Annotated in this window: 15 protein-coding genes; 3 read left to right on the top strand and 12 right to left on the bottom strand. The window is 41.6% G+C overall.

Going from position 1 to position 19,782, the window contains the following annotated elements; genetic code table 11:
* Window position 1 precedes the first annotated feature (1 nt).
* Window positions 2-1,189: a ribose-phosphate pyrophosphokinase gene (locus LJE12_RS10875; protein ID WP_008706950.1), complete on the top strand. Its 1,188-nt coding sequence runs from the start codon at window positions 2-4 to the stop codon at window positions 1,187-1,189.
* Between the two features lie 162 nt (window positions 1,190-1,351).
* On the opposite strand, the gene LJE12_RS10870 is transcribed toward LJE12_RS10875, so the two are convergent.
* The 9 genes from LJE12_RS10870 to LJE12_RS10830 all read right to left on the bottom strand — a co-directional run bounded on the left by LJE12_RS10870 (window position 1,352) and on the right by LJE12_RS10830 (window position 14,608).
* Window positions 1,352-2,722 carry a hypothetical protein gene (locus LJE12_RS10870; RefSeq protein ID WP_020993256.1) on the bottom strand — a complete coding sequence of 457 codons (1,371 nt, stop codon included), beginning with the start codon at window positions 2,720-2,722 and terminating at the stop codon, window positions 1,352-1,354.
* Window positions 2,688-3,740, bottom strand: coding sequence for a metallophosphoesterase family protein (locus tag LJE12_RS10865; protein ID WP_055059440.1), 1,053 nt, complete (start codon window positions 3,738-3,740; stop codon window positions 2,688-2,690). Before LJE12_RS10865 ends, LJE12_RS10870 begins: the two co-directional genes overlap by 35 nt.
* 84 nt (window positions 3,741-3,824) lie before the next feature.
* On the bottom strand, window positions 3,825-5,216 hold the full coding sequence (asnS, locus tag LJE12_RS10860) for an asparagine--tRNA ligase (protein WP_008706954.1): 1,392 nt from the start codon (window positions 5,214-5,216) through the stop codon (window positions 3,825-3,827).
* A 211-nt stretch (window positions 5,217-5,427) separates the two neighbouring features.
* On the bottom strand, window positions 5,428-7,833 hold the full coding sequence (locus tag LJE12_RS10855) for an InlB B-repeat-containing protein (protein WP_227226857.1): 2,406 nt from the start codon (window positions 7,831-7,833) through the stop codon (window positions 5,428-5,430).
* A 193-nt stretch (window positions 7,834-8,026) separates the two neighbouring features.
* Complete coding sequence (gene galT, locus LJE12_RS10850; protein ID WP_008706957.1) at window positions 8,027-9,517, bottom strand: UDP-glucose--hexose-1-phosphate uridylyltransferase; 1,491 nt, start codon at window positions 9,515-9,517, stop codon at window positions 8,027-8,029.
* A 213-nt stretch (window positions 9,518-9,730) separates the two neighbouring features.
* Window positions 9,731-12,184 carry a C39 family peptidase gene (locus tag LJE12_RS10845; protein WP_227226858.1) on the bottom strand — a complete coding sequence of 818 codons (2,454 nt, stop codon included), beginning with the start codon at window positions 12,182-12,184 and terminating at the stop codon, window positions 9,731-9,733.
* Window positions 12,181-13,344 carry a class I SAM-dependent methyltransferase gene (locus LJE12_RS10840; RefSeq protein ID WP_118574014.1) on the bottom strand — a complete coding sequence of 388 codons (1,164 nt, stop codon included), beginning with the start codon at window positions 13,342-13,344 and terminating at the stop codon, window positions 12,181-12,183. The genes LJE12_RS10845 and LJE12_RS10840 overlap by 4 nt, the downstream gene beginning before the upstream one ends.
* Before the next feature lie 87 nt (window positions 13,345-13,431).
* Window positions 13,432-13,800 (bottom strand): hypothetical protein, encoded by a 369-nt coding sequence (locus LJE12_RS10835; protein WP_022379846.1) that lies wholly within the window; start codon window positions 13,798-13,800, stop codon window positions 13,432-13,434.
* A 109-nt stretch (window positions 13,801-13,909) separates the two neighbouring features.
* Window positions 13,910-14,608 carry a 5'-methylthioadenosine/adenosylhomocysteine nucleosidase gene (locus LJE12_RS10830; protein WP_008706966.1) on the bottom strand — a complete coding sequence of 233 codons (699 nt, stop codon included), beginning with the start codon at window positions 14,606-14,608 and terminating at the stop codon, window positions 13,910-13,912.
* A gap of 368 nt (window positions 14,609-14,976) precedes the next feature.
* Between LJE12_RS10830 and LJE12_RS10825 the strand changes: the two genes are divergently transcribed.
* Complete coding sequence (locus LJE12_RS10825) at window positions 14,977-15,222, top strand: TIGR03905 family TSCPD domain-containing protein (protein ID WP_008706968.1); 246 nt, start codon at window positions 14,977-14,979, stop codon at window positions 15,220-15,222.
* Between the two features lie 149 nt (window positions 15,223-15,371).
* Here the strand turns inward: LJE12_RS10825 and LJE12_RS10820 are convergent, their stop codons facing one another.
* On the bottom strand, window positions 15,372-16,988 hold the full coding sequence (locus LJE12_RS10820; RefSeq protein ID WP_118338990.1) for an MBL fold metallo-hydrolase RNA specificity domain-containing protein: 1,617 nt from the start codon (window positions 16,986-16,988) through the stop codon (window positions 15,372-15,374).
* 571 nt (window positions 16,989-17,559) lie between these two features.
* Window positions 17,560-18,000 (bottom strand): hypothetical protein, encoded by a 441-nt coding sequence (locus tag LJE12_RS10815; RefSeq protein WP_118614231.1) that lies wholly within the window; start codon window positions 17,998-18,000, stop codon window positions 17,560-17,562.
* 176 nt (window positions 18,001-18,176) lie between these two features.
* On the opposite strand from LJE12_RS10815, the gene LJE12_RS10810 reads away from it, so the two are divergent.
* Window positions 18,177-19,247, top strand: coding sequence for an undecaprenyldiphospho-muramoylpentapeptide beta-N-acetylglucosaminyltransferase (locus LJE12_RS10810; RefSeq protein WP_008706972.1), 1,071 nt, complete (start codon window positions 18,177-18,179; stop codon window positions 19,245-19,247).
* On the opposite strand, the gene LJE12_RS10805 is transcribed toward LJE12_RS10810, so the two are convergent.
* Window positions 19,248-19,781, bottom strand: coding sequence for an RNA polymerase sigma factor (locus LJE12_RS10805; RefSeq protein ID WP_147412544.1), 534 nt, complete (start codon window positions 19,779-19,781; stop codon window positions 19,248-19,250).
* Window position 19,782 lies beyond the last annotated feature (1 nt).

The following is a 19,782-nucleotide window of genomic DNA, read 5'->3' as shown; positions in this document are numbered from 1 at the left end:
CATGGCACAGGCAACAACTAAAGATTTAACTACACTTCCGGTGGGCAGACTTGGTCTGATCCCTCTGATCAGCTGTAAGGATCTGGGTGAAAAAGTAAATGAATGGCTGATACAGTGGCGTAAAGAGCGCAGCCACGAAGAGCTTGATTCTTTTGCATTTGAGGGTTATCAGAGAGAGTCCTATCTGATACCGGTCCAGACAGCACGTTTCGGTTCCGGTGAGGCGAAATGTACGATCATGGAATCTGTACGTGGTGACGATATCTATCTGATGGTTGATGTATGTAACTACAGTCTTACCTACAGCATCGGACCATACGAGAATCTTATGTCTCCTGATGACCATTTTCAGGATCTGAAACGTGTGATCGGCGCAATCGGCGGCAAAGCCCGCAGAGTAAACGTGATCATGCCTTATCTGTACGAAAGCCGCCAGAATATCCGCAGCGGCAGAGAATCCCTGGACTGTGCAACAGCACTTCAGGAGCTTGTAAGTATGGGTGTGGAAAACATCATCACTTTTGACGCACATGACGCGCGCGTGCAGAATGCAACACCTCTGCATGGATTTGAGACTATACAGCCATCCTATCAGTTTATCAAAGCTCTTCTCAATCATGAGAAAGGACTTCACATCGACAACGATCATTTCATGATCATCAGCCCTGATGAGGGAAGCATGAACCGCGCAATCTATCTTGCCAATATCCTTGGTGTTGATATGGGTATGTATTACAAACGTCTGGATTACTCCAAGAGAATCAATGGACGTCACCCAATCGCAGCTTACGAATTCCTCGGTCCAAACCTTAAGGGCAAAGATATGATCCTGATCGATGATATGATTTCTTCCGGTGATACAGTTCTTAAGATTTCTTCTCTCCTCAAGGAAAGAGGAGCAGGCAGAATTTATATCTGCTCTACTTTCGGACTGTTTACAAACGGACTCGAGAAATTTGATGAGGCTCATAAGGCAGGAGTGTTTGACAAACTGCTCACTACAAACCTAATCTATCAGTCTCCTGAGCTTCTTGCAAAAGATTACTACATTTCCTGTGATATGAGTAAATATATCGCCCTGATCATTGATACTCTTAATCATGATCAGTCCGTAAGCTATCTGCTCAACCCGGTTGACAGGATCAACCGCTGCGTAAGCAATTATATGGCTCAGTATGATGAGAAATAAATAACTTCTGTAAAATTTATAAAAAGAGATTTCATGTTCTGTTCCGGCTGTTTCATCCGAAATTCCTGCAGTACATGAAATCTCTCTTTTTGTTATATATAATGCAATCCACTCTTCTATGCGGCCCTACACTGAATAACTGCTTCGCAGTCTGATTAAAATTCAGGAAATAATTTGCTTCCCATAAGGGATTCCCTCTCTGTCCAGAAGTTCCATCTCGCGTTTACTGCAGGTACTGATGATAACCTGCTTTTTCTCCTTATACATCCATTCAAGAACTGCCTCAAGATCTTCTTCCTCATACATCCCAAAGATATCATCCAGTATCACCGGCAGACTTTCTTCCTGACACAGAAGCTCTCCTGCAGCCATGCGCATGGCAAAATAAATCAGCTCCAGAGTGCCGCGGCTGAGACATTCCAGTGCTTCCGCTCCGTTCCCGGTAGTTACTGTCATGTGGGATGCCGCATCCATCTGTACGTCCTGATATTCACCATCTGTAATCTCACTCAAAATCTGAGAAGTACGTATCTGCAGCTTTCGTCCCACCTGAAGATGAATATTTCCTGACATTCTCTCTATGGTTTCCATCGCCATATTCAGAGCCTGTACTTCCCGCTCTTCCGATGTAAGCAGAAAAGAATTTTCTTCGTATTCCCGGTATTCTTCCTTAAGGTTACAAAGTTCTGTTTCTTTCTCATCATAGTCCTGTCTGAGATTTTCTTTACTGCATCTGAGTTTCTCCTGCCTGGATACCCAACGTTTCTTCATCCGTATTCTCTTCTGAAATTCCCTTGCATACTTCAGCTGCTGTTTTCCACAAAATCCCACCAACGCAGCTGCAATAACCGCTACGATCAGACTTACCGAAACACTGTCCGCTATAATCGCAGTCAAAATCAATCCAAAGATGCCGGCAGCGGCCGATATCAGCATTCCCATTGCAAAGCTGTTTCTTTTTGCCTTTGCCTGTGCCATTCTCTCATCCAGAATAACCGCACCATTTTCATCTCCGGGATGCATCCGTAACGACTCCTCTTTCTCATTAATCTGATCCAGCTTTCCATTCAGATCATTCAGATCACTTATGATATCATCCATCCTGGTCAGAAGTTTCTGCCTCTCCTGTTCTGTCTCTTTCTGTTTTCTGTCTGCCTGTACCAGATAACCCTTTCTGGACATCTTGAGCATCTGCATGGCCCGTCCCAGATCCATGGAGCTGTCTGCAGTTCCCTGATAGCCGGTCATAAATTTTTGCAGCTCCCGAGCCAGATCCTGTTCTGTCGGACTCTTTAACTTCGCAGCAAAAACTGCATTATCGTAGATTGCTTCACTGATATCTCCGAGAAACATATTTTTAATATACGTATGTACTATCGCTCTTTCGCTTTCATTCTCTCCATACAGAACGTTAATTCCCGGAGAAAACTCTAAAGTTTTATCATGGATTTCTCCAGAGTTTTTAATATTTAACTGTCTGATAATCATATTCTGTCTGTCACCTGCTTGTTTCCAGTAAAGCCTGAAGACCATAATATAATGCCTTCTCCTCCACTGCATTTCTGTCTTTTTCAAGAAAATAACTGATATAGTCACCAATCAGTGTTCCACTATATTTTTTTTGAAGTGCTTCCAGATCATAGGAAGGCTTTGATTCATCCAGAACCTCTGTTACGTAGCCAAAAGACTTCAGTCTCTCGGGAAGCAGCAGAAGCTCCGGTGCCCTGGTTCCCTGGATTACGATCCTGTAGATATTCATGCGTCCTTTATTCGCCAGATCCGCCTTCAGCATATCCTCCAGAGATGCCTGTGTAGAATCTTCACGCAGCATCAGAAGAATCTGCTCATAGGAACGGCAGGCAAAAGGAACAAAATTTGTCTTAAGCCTTCCATTTTCCAGATGTCCTTCTATGTATCCATGATCACCCAGATCATTTCTGTCAACAGGCTCCAACGCACCTGCATAAGCTGCATTATCCCGGATCAGAATCTGGGGTTTATGAATATGTCCTAATGCAATATAATCAAATCCTGACGCAGCAATTGATTTGATATTCATGGGGATATGCTTCGCATCTCCACCATGAGCCAGTAAAATGTGAACCCCCTCTCCCTCTGCAGGATGTATAGAATCATACAGAGGATTCTCTATTTCCTGATGTTCATAGCTCAGTCCATATACATAAATATCCAGTTTCTCATCTTTCACACAGGTAAGCTGTTCATTCTTAAAAAATGTCACATTCTTTTCCCACTGAAAATCCCGGTAAAAAGAATCAGCCTTAATATAGTCATGATTTCCTGCCATCAGATAAACCCGGGTATCCGGGATGGTGGAAAACAGGTTATTTACTTCTTTCAGTTCCCGTAGAAGAGGCTGGCGGTGGAACAAATCTCCTGCTATAAATAACAAATCCACCGGATTCTCGCGGATACCCGCAATAACCCGGCGGAAAGTTTCCCAGATTTCTTCCTCCCGCCTGCTGCTCCATGGACAGCCCCTGTCAGGAACTGCACCAAGGTGTACATCTGCAAGATGAATAAATCTCATGCCAATCTCTCTTTCTATAACATTTTTGATATCTGCGGATTGCTCTGCAGCTTCAATGCTCCCACAATACTGATATCAGTCAAATTATAAATCACAGTTTTTAACAGTTCTTGGGAATGGAATTACGTCGCGGATGTTGCCCATGCCGGTAAGGTACATTACGCAACGTTCAAATCCAAGACCAAATCCTGAATGGCGTGTGGAACCATATTTACGAAGATCAAGATAGAAGTCATAATCCTCTTTCTTAAGTCCCAACTCGTCCATACGTTTCTCAAGTTTCTCAATGTCATCCTCTCTCTGGCTTCCACCGATGATCTCACCGATTCCAGGCACCAGACAGTCCATAGCTGCAACAGTCTTGTTATCCTCATTCATCTTCATGTAGAAAGCTTTGATCTCCTTCGGATAATCTGTTACAAATACAGGTTTCTTAAAGATTTCTTCTGTAAGATAACGTTCATGCTCTGTCTGCAGATCGCATCCCCAGAATACTTTGTAGTCAAATTTATCGTTGTTCTTCTCCAGAAGCTCTACTGCTTCTGTGTAAGTGACATGACCAAACTCAGAATTGATCACATGGTTCAGTCTGTCCAGAAGTCCCTTATCAACAAAAGAATTGAAGAAATTCATCTCTTCCGGTGCATTCTCCAGTACATAACGGATCACATATTTCAGCATTGCCTCTGCAAGATCCATGTTGTCATTTAAATCTGCAAATGCGCATTCCGGCTCGATCATCCAGAACTCTGCCGCATGGCGGGTTGTGTTGGAATTCTCAGCGCGGAAGGTTGGTCCGAAAGTATAAACATTGCGGAATGCCTGTGCAAAAGTCTCGCAGTTTAACTGTCCGCTTACTGTCAGATTAGTTTCTTTTCCGAAGAAATCCTGAGAGTAATCTACAGCACCCTTGTCATCTGTCGGAACGTTGTTCATATCCAGAGTAGTTACCTGGAACATCTCACCTGCTCCTTCACAGTCGCTTCCTGTGATCAGCGGAGTATGCACATAAACAAATCCCTGCTCCTGGAAGAAACGGTGAATCGCATAGGCACACAGAGAACGTACACGAAATACTGCCTGGAATGTGTTTGTTCTCGGACGGAGATGTGTGATGGTTCTTAAGTATTCAAGACTGTGGCGTTTCTTCTGAAGCGGATAATCAGGTGCAGAATTACCCTCTACTGTAACTTCTGCTGCCTGGATCTCAAATGGCTGTTTTGCCTGTGGAGTTGCTACCAGTGTACCTTTGACAATGATTGCTGCACCTACGTTTAATTTGCTGATCTCAGCAAAGTTCTCCATTGTATCGTGATAAACTACCTGAAGGGTCTCAAAGAAGCTTCCGTCGTGAAGCACGATAAATCCAAATGTCTTGGAGTCACGTACGCTTCGTACCCATCCACCTACTGTAACCTCTTTATCCAGGTATTTTTCTCTCTCTTTGTAAATCTCTTTTACTGTTGTTAACTTCATATCTATGTTTCCTCTTTCTCCTCATCGTTCTGGATGTTACACATAAAAAGACGAAACGCTGTTCTCGTCTGACAGCCGTCTCGTCTTTTAGTATAGACTATTCCCTGATTTCACGCAAGGAGTAATCTGGTATTTACTGTGTTTTTTATTCGTTACCGGGTACGAAACGAATAGTAACTTTTATCCTGATAATATTTAAATAACATCTATCCTATCTTGGTACCCTCAGCGAATCTATACACTTGGCATAAATTCGCTTGTATGTTTTTGCCGTATAATGCAGACCATCATCGATAGTTCCTGCTCCATAGTGATCACTGGCAAAGCTGTAGCCTGTGGATTTCAGGTAGGAGTACATATCGATATAAGTATATGCAGAAGAAAGATTTGCTTTCATATAATCGTTAAAGGATCTGACTGCCGCTTCGCTTCGGTCTGCTCGTCCTGTATTTGAAAGCATCGTACGGTTCAACGGATTTACTGACATGAAATACAGTTCGCATCCTTTACTTTTAAGCTGCGGTGCAATCCAGTTATAATATTCTACATAATCTGCATAATCTGACAGATCATTTACTCCAAAGTTAAAAATTACCGCTGTTTTCTTAGAAAGAATACTGTTGGTGTCCTTCTGCACCATAGCATAAAGCTGTGACCATCCTGTGGTAGTAAGCCAATTTAATTTCTTTCCCGCAGAGCAGACAAACTTCACATTTTTAATTGCTGATTCTCCCATTCCCTTCAGAACATTCTCCATAAATTCTGTACGGGAATCGCCCACAAAGATTACCTGTTTGTATTTATAGATATCTACCTGCGGGAGCTCAGCTTCTGTAAGATCTTTTTCTGTTGATCTGTTAAATACTACTGCATACAGGTTCATATTACCGTTTACTGTAATCTTCTCTTCTGCCTCATATTCCGGATTCACAGACTGCATTGGTTTTGATGACCATCCCATGAAAGTATAACCTTCTGCATCTCTTACTCCTGGCAGAGAATAGGTAGATCCTTTCGCCAGAGTCGTTTTCTGCCAGGTGCTGCCGTCACATCTGTGGAAAGTCAGCTGTACTGCCTTCTTCTGTACCGCATAAAGAGTGATATTTTTATTAACTGTACATTTCGCCTTCGCTGTTGCTTTCTCGGAATTTTTCTTACTTGACCAGCCCTGATTAACATAACCGGTTCTTGCCGGTACTTTTGCAAAGGTAACAACAGTTCCCTCTTCTACTGTCTGAGTAAGTTTTTGATAAGCTGCATTAGTGCTTCCATTTCCCAGATAGTAGCTGACCGTATAATAATTACTCTTTCTGCACACTGCATAGAACTGAGTTGCCTTTGTAATCTTTACTGTATCACCGGCTGAATATTCCGGTTCTGTTTCTCCCTTTACAGTTGTCCATCCCAAGTTTGTATAGCCCTTTACTTTCGGCACATCAGGCAGTGTCACTTTCTGATTTTTTGACGCATACATGGTGAGAGAGGTATAAATTTTGCTGGTACTTGTTCCATTATTGTTATTGAAAGTAACTGTGTAAGGCAATTTCTTATATACAGCATAGAGAGTCAGTGTTTTTGATACAGTCACATTCTGGCCTGCTTTATAGTCAGCTTTGGAGGCTTTTTTACTCTTTGACCATCCCAGAGACTGATATCCTGTCTTGACAGGTACCTGCGGCATTGTAACTGTAAGTCCCTTTCCGACTTTCTGATTCAGTCTGGTAAATTTACTGTTGCTTGCCCCTGTATTGGTCTTAAAATTCACCTGAAGTGCTGTACGGCGCACAATGTAAAAATCTGTGTCACCGGTCACTGTAAATTCTGAATTCAGTTCATATTTTACAGCAGAACTTCCCTTTGTATCTGTCCATCCATAATTAATGTATTTGGATGATGGCATATCCGGAAGTATGACGTTTTTTGTCTCATATGCCCGCAGAATTCCATTGGAAAACACACTGGTTCCTGAATTATTATAAAGAGAAACCGTACATTTCTTTGGCATATAGAAGTTCAGGATGCCTTTTTCGAGAAACAGATTCCAGTTCTCGCCTTTCTTCAGAGTAAGAATATCTCCACCCTTCAGAGTGATCGCATCTCCAAGTTTTTCATTTTTTTCCAGTTTCCACATATCCGGTGCACCTGTATCCGGTACATTGGGAAGGATCAAAGATTCACCCCAGGACATCACTGTTCGCAGCTGTTCACATTCATTTCCTTCTCCGTCTATAAACCGGAGCATTACCTCTTTCTCCGGATTAATCGTCGGCGTGGGAGATGGTGATGGTGTGACTGAAGGAGTCGGTGTTGAAGACGGCATCGGTGTGACCGAAGGAGTCGGTGTTGAAGACGGCATCGGTGTACCCTCCGGTGTCGAAGTCACTGTTGGTGTTGGTGACAGTTCCGATGCCATTACTTTCTCCGAATCAGAAGCTGCCGGCAAAGTATTTTCTGTATCAGTTATGCACGAATCTTCTTCCCCTGAACTGAAAATCTCTTCAAAACTGTCCGGAGTGCCGAACTCTGCTGCCTGTACGGGAACTGTTGCAGTGATCAGTGCCACAGTCAGAAACACACTTGCCAGACGCTTTCCTCTTTTGTGTCTTTTTCTGTACATATTTACCTCCATTTTGCAAAAACGTCCCAACATAAAATATGCGGGACGTTCTCTATGCATTCCCAATCATTCAAAAACATCTTCAGACTGCCCGGCTTTTGATCAGAACCGCTACAACCTGCTCATATGTAAATAATACCAGATTTGTCATCCTGCTATGTAAACACTGTTTTCTTATGGTTGAAAATATTCCTTATAATTTATTGATAAACCTCATAAATGCTTCTCTGCCTTCAGCAGTGCATTTATATACGCCGGCATCCTCAAGTACATGAACGAATACATTACCGACTTCTTTTCTGAGAACATCCTGAATGTTGTCTTTATCAAGGTTGTCATATTTCGGAAGGAATTCTGCAACCCACGCTGCATGTTTCTCAATCTTCTCATTGGAAGAAATGTCTTTTCCCTCCAGAATATATTCTGCCAGAAGTTCCAATTCTTCTTTTAATCTTGCCGGAAGTACAGCAAGTCCCATTACTTCGATCAGGCCAATATTCTCTTTCTTGATATGGTGATACTCTGCATGCGGATGGTATACACCAAGAGGATGCTCATCAGTAGTAATGTTATTTCTAAGTGTGAGATCCAGTTCAAACATATCTCCGGATCTGCGGGCGATCGGTGTGATCGTATTGTGCGGTTCTCCATCAGTTTCAGCAAAGATAAACGCACTTTCGTCTGTATAACCTCTCCACGCTTCCAGAACATGTGTAGCAAGCTCTATCAGTCTCTTCTCATCCTTATGACGGATCCTTAAAACTGAAAGAGGCCATTTAACAATACCTGCTTCTACATCCTCATATCCCGGAATAGTCACATGTTTCTCAATCGGTGCTTTTGCCATTGCGAAAGTATAATGTCCGCCCTGGAAATGATCGTGACTTAAAATAGAACCGCCTACGATAGGCAGGTCTGCATTGGATCCCAGGAAGTAATGCGGGAAAAGTTTTACAAAATCAAAAAGTTTGATAAATGTATTCTTCTCAATCTTCATCGGAACATGCTGACTGTTAAAGACGATGCAATGCTCATTGTAATACACATATGGGGAATACTGAAATCCCCAGGGACTGTCATTTACAGTGATAGGAATGATTCTGTGATTCTCTCTGGCAGGATGATTAACTCTTCCTGCATATCCTTCGTTCTCCGGGCAAAGAAGACATTTCGGATAGCTGCTGGATTTTACAAGCTTGGCAGCAGCGATTGCCTTCGGATCTTTTTCCGGTTTGGAAAGATTGATGGTGATATCGATTTTACCATATTCACTGTCTACTGTCCATTTCTGATCTTTCTTTACACGATAACGACGAATATAATCGCTGTCCTGACTGAGTTTATAGAAGTAATCGGTTGCTTCCTGTGGATCTTTCTCATATCTGCTCCAGAACTCATTCTGTACCTGCGCCGGACGCGGCATCAGACAGTTCATAAGTCTGGTATCAAAAAGGTCTCTGTACACAACACTGTCTTCTATGAGATTTCTCTTCACAGCCTCATCCAGAAGTGCATTTAATACCTCTTCAAGATCGATATCCCTGTACTCTTCCTCAGGTTCCACATATTCGTCTTCTTTAAAGACATCCAGAAGAAGATTTATTGTATAATTCTTCTCGCAGGCCGGTGTAAGTCCTGTTTCTACTCCGTACTGTACTAATTTTTTAATGTTCTCATATAACATCTGTACGTTCCTCCGTTTCGCTGTTACTGTTTCACTCTTACAGTAACGTGTTTAAACAATAAATTTCTCTGCCACTGTTTGTCCTTTTTAGAATACTCAAATATCAGTGAAATGTAAAGAAGCATTTTTACAATTTTTTGGATGAATAACCGGCAGGTTGCTGTCGCGTTACTGTTCGCTCCGTTCTCAGCTGCCTGCCGGTTATGTTTTTCATCAGTAATTTACTGTTTCTATATAGGTGATAAACACATTTCCGGCTTTCTGGAAAAGATCCGTACTGTCATTCATTCCATACGGATAGGTCTCTTTTTTAACCGGATCATACAGCCAGGTATTATATTCATCATATCCTACGATCACCACGCTTGTATCTGCTCCCGTTTTGGCAATTACCGGACGCTGTGCACTTATCTCGTACAGCACACTGTCCAGACTGCAGCCGGAAAGATCGATCACAGTTCCGGTCTTTTTGAGGCTCTTTTTCAGGGTTTTAATATCATAGGTTCCCTGAAGCACACTCTCCGGAATCCCTTCTGTATCTATCTGCATTTTTGTCTTTTTATTTCCACGTTCCCATACATACTGCTGTGTACGGTTCAGCACTACACCTCCCAGCGTATCTGCACGCAATACAGCCTTCGCCGGATCTGTATAGATACCGTCCAGTCCGCCCTGTCCGTAAACATAATATGCTGTTTCCTGAGGAATCTGAGTGTCCAGAACAATGTCTTTCCGGTCGGAACTGCTTACCTTTGCATACATAGTCAGCGGAGAATCTGTCTGTTTGGTTGTGTTAAATACCAGTTTCACACGAACACCTGTCCTGGATGCAGAAATAAGTTCGATTTTTACTGTATTTGCCGCTGCCTTTTTATTATTCATGATCGTATCTTTCTTCTGGGCAACATAAGAGGTTTCTCCGGATTTTGCAGAAAGTTCAAACTCGATCAGAGTATTTCCTACTGAAATATCAGTGATATAAAGTCCGTCTTTCCGGTATTCTTTTTTTACATTTCCTTCAAAATCTTCAATGCGCAGAATGCGGATCCCAACAGATTTATGTCCCTCCTCATCTGTAAGAATATCTTCTTTATTCAGCATTCCATAAATCAGATCTTCATTCATAAATCCAACTGTACGAAGTCTCTGGCCTTTCTGCGGTGCGATCAGTCGGGTTTTACAGGTATCAAAATCAATTTCCTTGATATTTCCCTTTTCATCCCCCTCTGAAACCAGCCAGGCTGCATGGTCATTATTATCGGAAGATACAAAATTCGCATTTTTTATTCCTTTTTCAAGAATTTCACTGGAGTTCTCTTCGATATTGATCCTGTAAAGATTCTTCGCCAGAATCAGAAACAGCTCATTCTTTTCATTGACATAGGACAGTTTTTCAAGATCTTTTTTCAGAAATTCAAATGATTCCGAAACAGGGATAAAGGCTCTTTCTTCTGCCACGTTTTTATCACGATTGTAATGGTAAACTGCAATTCCTTCATATCCTTCATGGCTTCCTCTGTTCATATATCCATAAAGTACGAAATCAATATCTCCTTCATCAGTTACTCTGACGATCTTGATGTCATGCTGAGTTCTGGAATCGCGGAAATCTCCGTCCTTCGATTTTCTGAAACTGAAAACCTGATTTACCTTTTCATTGCCCGGTGAATAGGACCACAGATCTCCCTCCTGCACAAAAGCTATCACAGTAGCAGCATCATTCATCATATATTCTACATTCTTATCGCGCACTCCAAGGATAATCCCATCATCCTCATAAACAGGCAGTGTACCATCAAAGACCTGATTTGCAGAACGCTGGAAATCCAGCAGATAAATCCTGGTATCCTGATATTTCATTCTGTAAAATTCTTTTACGTCATATAATTCCGTTTCCTCATCCTCATTCTGCGAAGTCAGCTGATATTCCAGCACAACGCTGGCAGTTGTCTCATTGATCTCTTTGATCACAGGAATTCCCTCCTGACACAGCTGCGGAGCAAGATTCCCCCAACTGATCTCACTCAGGGAAGAATTAATATTAATTCCCGAGTAATTCGTTGCTGCTCCTGTTGTCTGTGGTTCCAGATAACTTCCCAGTGCATCTGCTGACTCTTTGTCAAGACACGCTTCATAAAAATATTTTACAAAAGCTGCATAATCTGAAGCATGTACCTGTGACCTGGAAACAACTCTCGTATAATAATATGCTGTACCCTCATCCAGTTCCAGGGCAATCTGCATGGAATATTCCTGATTCATACGCAGATCACTGCCAATCTCCACGTCTACGGACAAATACTGATCTTCTTTTACAAGATTCTTAATCTTCTTATTTTCAAGAACTTTACTTCCATCAGATGTACGGATCTCATAAGAAAAACTCTTTACTTCCGAATCATAGGGATTCACTTTAAATGTCAGTTTTTTTGATGTATCCAGAGGAGTCACACTGTCTCTGGTAAAATCCGCCTGCATAGGCTGCGCATATCCATACATCCGGTTTATCAGCGTATCATTCATATCCACCATGACTTCCGGAAACACTGCGTCATTAAAATCAGAACGGTTATCTGTGGATTCACTGTTAAGAAGCAATGCAGTACCTGCTGTACTAAGCAGAAATACCAGAAGAAGAATACCTGCTTTTTTCAGTATCCTTTTCATCGCACACTCCCTTCCTGTTCTTTTTCATTCAGAAGCCTGTCCAGTGTGGGATGGATATTCAGGGCTGCAAGCATTTTCTCCACCTTACCCTGGTCTGATCTTTTCCCTGTTCTGACTGCTCTGATCAGGAGATTCTTAGGTGTATGTTCCATATCAATAAACTCCAGGATCTGGGTATCATAACCTTTGCTCTCCAGAAGATCTGCACGCACAGCATCTGTGATCAGCGCAGACATCCTTTCTTTCAGGATTCCATAGCGCAGAACCGGCTCCAGCATTTCATTTTTGATCTGTTTATTAACTTCATGCTGACAGCAGGGTACGGAAAGAATAACTTCAGCTCCCCATTCCACTGCCTTGGCAAGTGCATAATCGGTAGCTGTGTCACAGGCATGAAGCGTTACCACCATATCCACACAGGATACACCTTCATAATCTGCAATATCACCATGATAGAAATGCAGCTTCTCATATCCGTATCTGAGTGCCAGAGAATTACATTTCTCAATTACATCTGTTTTCAGGTCAAGACCTATGATATTTACATCATATCCTTTTAGTTCTCTTAAATAATAATACATGGCAAAGATAAGATAACTCTTTCCACAGCCAAAATCCAGAATCGTTATTTCTCTGTCTCTGGAAAGTCTGGGAAGTATATCTTCAATAAATTCAAGGAAACGATTGATCTGTCTGAATTTGTCATATCTGGCATGGATAATCTTTCCCTGTTCATTCATAACTCCCAGATCGATCAAAAACGGAACCGGAACGCCTTCTTTAAGAATATATTGTTTCACCCGGTTATGTGCCTGGATCTGAACTTTTTCTTTCTGTTCATGGTGTTTCTGTTTAATAGTCATTTTCCCCTTTTTACTGACAAGAACAACCCCGTCTGTTACTGCACCCTGTGCCTGAAACTGTCTGAAATTCTCTGCAAGTTCTTTTTCCACATATTCAATCAGTTCCGTACGCCCGTAGTTTTTATGCAGAACTTTCTGTCCTTCTGTGGCAGATGCCTGATAACAGATCTGTCCTTTCAGCCGGATCGGACGAATCTTTATTTTTGATATGCCATCTTTATTTCTGCCGGCACTCAGAACAGCCTGTATCAGATTTTCATTTATCTGTTCTTCTAAATATTCTCTTAAATTTTTCATTGCTCTTTCTGTCTGTTAATGTTATATAATCTGTTGTAACTGTCCGGTGTACCAGCAAACCGATTTCCCGAGCAATTACAATCTGTTTTAAAAGTATCTCCTGCAGCGATATCTGCGGCATCTTCTTCTGGATATTTCCTGACAAAGCATTACCTGTATCAGTTCATCCAGAAAATCCTCCCTGATAGCCTGAGTGCTTATTTCCGGTTCCATACTCTCCCTGATCTTGCAGCTTAAATGATAAATCATATATTTATCCGGATATTCATCATAAAGGCGGCTTCCCTCATAATCCATGAGATCACATTCCTCTTCTATTTTCTCCTGAATATGCTGTACAGTCCCCGGATAATAGGATTTCATCAGGTTAAATTCTTTATCCTGCATCCGTTCTCCTTCATACAGAAGAGGATTTGCATATGTGGTATAAAACGGAAAATATTCTTTCAGATACATCGTACGATCCTGCATTCTTTTCGATTGTCTATTTCAGTATATGCAAAGTTCTGCAGACTGTGCCGAAATACAGTTCACGTGCCGCTTTATTTCATCTGCTTCTTGCAGATTACAATTCCTGGATCATTCTTACAGTTAATTTGACACTGTGTTCAATTGCCGCCATCTCAAACTCAGCGTAATCCATGTGAGCACTTCCGTCTGCCTTATCAGAGATTGCTCTTACTACAAGGAATGGAATATGGTTCAGATAAGCAGCCTGACCGATAGCAGCACCTTCCATCTCTACTGCAAATCCGCCAAATTCTGAAATGATGGCATCTTTAACGCTCTTATCTGAGATAAACTGATCTCCGGAACAGATTCTTCCTTCAAATACACTGATCTCAGGATTTACTTCTTTACATACTTTTGCAGCCAGTTTACGAAGTTTTTCATCAGCAGGGAAGGAAAATTCATCCATCTGCGGAATCTGACCTTTCTTATATCCGAAGCCGATTGCATCCATATCATGATGCAAAACATCTGTGGAAAGAACAATATCCCCAATATTTACATCATTATTCAGACTTCCTGCAATTCCTGTATTGATCACCGCTTCCACACCAAATACATCTGCAAGGATCTGTGTGCACATACCTGCGTTTACTTTTCCGATTCCTGAGCGTACAACAACTACTTTCTTTCCTTCCAGAGTTCCCTCATAGAAATCCATACGGGCTCTGGATGTAATTGTGACATCCTGCATTTTTTCCTTGATTTTTGCAACTTCCTGTTCCATTGCTCCGATAATTCCGATACATTTCATTATTAAAACACCTCTTCTTTGTATATTGTAATTTTTCATTTTCATGGTATCAGGTTCAGATGTGTAAACAGTGACAAATGTTCCTGACATTTCTTTATTATAGCAAAACTTTATTTATATGGAAACTTTTTTTATCCTCTGTTATAATACAATTGCTATTTTATGTTACTGTTCACATATCACTATTCCGCGAGGTGTTTTGGCATGAATATGCCAAAATCCCGAGACATACAAGCCAAAATTCCATTGCCGCAGGCAATCTGGAATAAATTTTGGCTACGTTACTGAGAACGAAGTAAACAGTAACGTAGTGGTATATGAACAGCAGCATTTATAGTTACATTTTTTCACACAGGAGGAAACATATCATGACGTATAAAACAAAAGGTGTCTGCGCCAGCCATATTGAATTTGAAGTAGATGACAATAAGAAAGTCCACAATGTCCGTTTCATCGGCGGATGCAGCGGAAATACCCAGGGTGTAGCCAGTCTTGTAGAGGGAATGGATGCAGAGGAAGTGATCAGCAGATTAAAAGGAATCAAATGCGGATTTAAGAATACCTCATGTCCGGATCAGCTTTCCACTGCACTGGAGGAAGTTCTGAACAAATAAACAACTGTGGAAATACTGAACAGTTACGCAGGTGACCATATAAAATATCCCACGAAAACTATAGCAAGCCTCTTAAATAATGTAAATTGAATCAATATATTATTTACAAAGATTGCTATAGATAAAGTTTCGTGGGATATTTTTTTAATTTACATATCTGTCCTGTCCCATTTATCACACAGGGACTGAACATCTCTTGAAAATCTTTCCAGATCTTTATTCGGCGTTCCTTCATTTTTCCTGATAACCGTAATAAGCCTGTAACCAAGTGCCAGAAGTTTCTCGAAGGCTCTGGCTGCTCTTGTTGCCTTCGGTGATGCAGATGCTTTCTGGATTTTCACACCCTTTGCCTCATACAGACATACATCGTCTGCCAGATCATAAACCGTACCGCTGAACGGAGCCATTGTATCATACCCCAGTTCATCTGTCAGACGTTTTGCAAAAATCTCTGTAACTGTATCATCTCCATGAGTAACAAAGACTTTCTGCGGTTTCTCCTCAAATGCCTTCGCCCAGTCTAAAAGGCCATTCACATCCGCATGACCGCTGATTCCCGGCATCTGGCAGATATGCGCTGCCACATGAACAGGTTCACCAAACAGTTTCACATCTGCAGCCCCCTCGATCAGTGCTCTTCCAAGAGTACCGACCGCCTGATATCCTACAAAAAGAATCGTATTCTTCTCATTCCACAGATTATGTTTCAGATGGTGCTTGATACGGCCTGCATCACACATACCACTGGCTGAAATGATTACCTTGGGCTCCTCATCATAATTGATCGACTTCGAATCATCACTGGTGACGGAAATCTTCAATCCAGGGAAACTAATTGGATTAATTCCCTTTTTGATCAGTTCCATCGCTTCTTCATCAAAACAGTCATACTGATGCTCCGAGAAAATCGTGGTAGCTTCATTTGCAAGAGGACTGTCCACATATACTTTAAATCCGTCATGTCCATACACCAGTCCGTCTGCCTTGATCTGTCTGATAAAGTACAGCATTTCCTGCGTACGTCCCACTGCAAAAGAAGGAATCACAAGATTTCCTCCTCTGTCAAAGGTTTCCTGGATGATTTCTGACAACAGTTTCACATAATCCGGCTTTTCTCCATGACTGCGGTCACCGTAAGTGGATTCCATAACTACATAATCTGCATGGTGCAGATACTCAGGATCCTTGATCAAAGGCTGGCAGGTATTTCCAATATCTCCGGAGAATACAATCTTTTTCTCTGTATCCTCCTCCCTGACCGTCAGTTCAATACTTGCAGAACCCAACAAATGACCCGCATCAATAAACCGGACTGAAATTCCCTCTGCAGGAGTGATCATCTTATTGTACGGGCATCCCACAAAATTTCTGATCACTCCCATGGCATCTTCCATTGTATAAGCCGGAACAAATTCCGGTTTGCCCTGTCGTCTGCCTTTACGGTTTCTCCATTCTGCTTCAAACATCTGAATGTGCGCACTGTCTCTGAGCATAATATCGCATAAATGGCTGGTGGCATCTGTGGCATATACCGGTCCTCTGAACCCCTTTGCATAAATAGCCGGAAGATTACCTGAGTGATCTATATGTGCATGTGTCAGAAGAACAAATTCTATCTCTCCCAAAGCCACTGGTATTTCTGCATTTTCATAATAATCCGGTCCCTGCTCCATTCCGCAGTCTACAAGAAACTTGTGACCTGCTGCCTCCAGATAATAACAGGATCCCGTAACCTCATGAGTTGCCCCGATAAATGTAATCTTCATATAAAAACCTCCCTTCAGATTTTGATGTACTCTCGGAATCTTTTTGTGCTTGATTTTATGAGAAGATTTTTTGTCAGATGTGCCCGAATTTTTGAGGCGTACGCGGTGCGTACGTTGATAAAATTCGGGTGCATCTGGCGAAAAATCAGCCATAAAAGCAAGTGCAATAAAGACTCCGAGAGTACATTTTTGATATCCCCAATTGTTTTGCTGCATTTTGCCTGTTTAACCCGGCAGCTTTTTACTGCTTTTATGATCCTTCTATATTGTATTAATTATACACTACAATGAAACAAATTAACAATATCTTTTCTGAAAATAAAAAGCAGAAACAGTTTTTTTTCGACTGTTCCTGCCTTTCTTTGCATCTGCCACGTAAGAATTTTAAAAATTTGCCGATATTTTAATGATTCTCTGTCGGTCAGTGCATAAATATATAACGTTTTGTTCCGAGCCTTTGATCCGCACACTTATCCGAAGAATAAAATGCCGGATTTCTGCTTCGCAAACTTTCATTACATATACTATGCGAATCAAATCGGCAAATATCACACAAAAAAATAAAATTTTTTTATTTTTTTTCAAAAACGGATGTCTTCTGATATGTCTGCGTATTTTTATCCGGATATCGATAGTCAGCTATAGCAGTCATTCCCACCAGCGCAGTCAACATAACTACTGCCACTGCGGCAGCTGCAGATTTCAGGATTCTGTGAGTCCTGTTCCCGTCATACTCAAGACTTTCAAGTTTTTCCTTTGCCGCCCTGGTGCTTCCTGTCTTTTCAGCCCTGGCTGCTTCATTGAAATCCCCTGTTTCTCTCAGTCGGGTGATCAGCCGATCATACCCCGCCCGGATCTTCTCCTCGGATTCTTCCGGAAATTCATCCCATGAGGTTTTGCCTGCTGCGTTCAGCAATGCGGATTCAAGTATTTTGGTTTCAGTATCATACTGCTCTTGAAGTATTTTGTCTATCTGCTGATTTTTTGTCTGTATATCTGTTTTGTTCTTCATAATATTTAACTTTCCTTGACAATTTCTCCCCCTGGGTTCATATTAAATAGTAACGTATAGCAATTCCATAAAATAATGAATCCGGACATTTTCGCAGAATTTCACATATTCCCGGATTCCCTGCAGTCTTTTATAGAATTGTTGTAACTATTCAGAATAAAACAGGAGGAATCTCTATGAAACATATTGTGCTCACCGGTGGCGGCACAGCCGGACATGTGACTCCGAATATTGCTCTGATCCCACGCCTTAAGGAGCTTGGATACGAAATTTCCTATATCGGATCCTACGATGGAATCGAAAAAAAGCTTATTGAAGAAATGAATATTCCTTATTACGGAATCTCATCCGGAAAGCTGAGACGTTATTTTGATCTGAAAAACTTCACAGATCCATTTCGTGTACTGAAAGGATTCGGTGAGGCCAAAAAATTATTGAAACAATTAAAACCAGATGTGGTTTTCTCCAAGGGTGGCTTCGTGACTGTCCCGGTTGTAATCGCTGCCGGTCGACGTAAAATTCCTACCATCATTCATGAATCAGATATGACTCCCGGACTTGCAAATAAGATCTGCATTCCATCTGCAACAAAAGTATGCTGTAACTTCCCTGAGACTGTAAAAAGTCTTCCTGCTGACAAAGCAGTACTTACAGGTACTCCTATCCGTCAGGAATTATTAAACGGAAGTAAAGAGGCAGCCCGCGAATTCTGTGGTTTCACAGATGACAAACCGGTTCTTATGGTGATCGGCGGAAGTCTTGGTGCTGCATCTGTCAATGAAAATATCCGCAAAATCCTTCCGGAACTTTTAAAAGAGTTTCAGGTTATCCACCTGTGTGGTAAGGGAAAAATGGATGAAAGTCTCAAAGACACAAAAGGATATGTACAGTATGAATATATTAAACAGGAGCTTGCCGATCTGTTTGCTCTGTCTGATATCGTTATCTCCCGCGCAGGTGCCAATGCAATCTGTGAACTGAATGCTTTAAAAAAACCCAATCTTCTGATCCCGCTTTCTGCAAATGCCAGCCGCGGTGACCAGATCCTCAATGCACGTTCATTTGAACGTCAGGGATTCAGCATGGTACTTGAGGAAGAAGAGATTACAGAAAGCACACTTTTAAACGCAATCCGCGAACTGTACCAGAACAGAGAGTCCTATGTTCATGCCATGTCAGAAAGCAGTCATATGAATTCTATTGAAAAAATCACCGGGCTGATCGAAGACTGCGTAAATAAACAGTAATCACCGGGTTATTTTCTTATATTCCCTGGCAAGCCAGCGTCTCGTCCTCATGACTCTGTTATTCACATTATTTTCTGTGATATGATAATGTCTGGCAACGAGACGCGTTGGTATGTCATATAACGTTACACTGACATAGATTTCATAATTTGTCCTGTTCTTTTCTCTCAGTTTTTCAAATATCGACTGCAGGTATCCTGCTGCCTCCAGATTCAGAACAATCTCATCTACACGATTACCTTTTCTTACCCGCATATCTGTCATTTCCAGAATCACATCTGAGTTCGCATATTCATATTTCCTGAAGGCCTTTTTGCGATGATCGGATGCCTTATGGTAGCTGATTCTGACAATCAGATTCTCCAGTTTCTTTTCATCTGAAAAATCCACACTCCGGCCCATATGAAACAAAGTCTCAAATACATCCTGACAGACATCTTCTGCTTCATCTTCATCGCCAAGGATAAATTTTCCAATATTGAACGCCCGAGAGCGGTATTTCCTGTAGATACTTACAAAATCTATATTCTCCATC

It is taken from the genome of Blautia sp. DFI.6.71 (genome assembly GCF_020593585.1).
GTDB classification, from domain to species: domain Bacteria; phylum Bacillota; class Clostridia; order Lachnospirales; family Lachnospiraceae; genus Blautia_A; species Blautia_A wexlerae.
This window is presented reverse-complemented; position numbering and strand designations above follow the sequence as displayed.

Coding starts and splice junctions, on each gene's coding strand:
- LJE12_RS10875 (WP_008706950.1), top strand. CDS start 2: ATGGCACAGGCAACAACTAAAGATTTAACTACACTTCCGGTGGGCAGA.
- LJE12_RS10870 (WP_020993256.1), bottom strand. CDS start 2,722: ATGGTCTTCAGGCTTTACTGGAAACAAGCAGGTGACAGACAGAATATG.
- LJE12_RS10865 (WP_055059440.1), bottom strand. CDS start 3,740: ATGAGATTTATTCATCTTGCAGATGTACACCTTGGTGCAGTTCCTGAC.
- asnS (WP_008706954.1), bottom strand. CDS start 5,216: ATGAAGTTAACAACAGTAAAAGAGATTTACAAAGAGAGAGAAAAATAC.
- LJE12_RS10855 (WP_227226857.1), bottom strand. CDS start 7,833: ATGTACAGAAAAAGACACAAAAGAGGAAAGCGTCTGGCAAGTGTGTTT.
- galT (WP_008706957.1), bottom strand. CDS start 9,517: ATGTTATATGAGAACATTAAAAAATTAGTACAGTACGGAGTAGAAACA.
- LJE12_RS10845 (WP_227226858.1), bottom strand. CDS start 12,184: ATGAAAAGGATACTGAAAAAAGCAGGTATTCTTCTTCTGGTATTTCTG.
- LJE12_RS10840 (WP_118574014.1), bottom strand. CDS start 13,344: ATGAAAAATTTAAGAGAATATTTAGAAGAACAGATAAATGAAAATCTG.
- LJE12_RS10835 (WP_022379846.1), bottom strand. CDS start 13,800: ATGTATCTGAAAGAATATTTTCCGTTTTATACCACATATGCAAATCCT.
- LJE12_RS10830 (WP_008706966.1), bottom strand. CDS start 14,608: ATGAAATGTATCGGAATTATCGGAGCAATGGAACAGGAAGTTGCAAAA.
- LJE12_RS10825 (WP_008706968.1), top strand. CDS start 14,977: ATGACGTATAAAACAAAAGGTGTCTGCGCCAGCCATATTGAATTTGAA.
- LJE12_RS10820 (WP_118338990.1), bottom strand. CDS start 16,988: ATGAAGATTACATTTATCGGGGCAACTCATGAGGTTACGGGATCCTGT.
- LJE12_RS10815 (WP_118614231.1), bottom strand. CDS start 18,000: ATGAAGAACAAAACAGATATACAGACAAAAAATCAGCAGATAGACAAA.
- LJE12_RS10810 (WP_008706972.1), top strand. CDS start 18,177: ATGAAACATATTGTGCTCACCGGTGGCGGCACAGCCGGACATGTGACT.
- LJE12_RS10805 (WP_147412544.1), bottom strand. CDS start 19,781: ATGGAGAATATAGATTTTGTAAGTATCTACAGGAAATACCGCTCTCGG.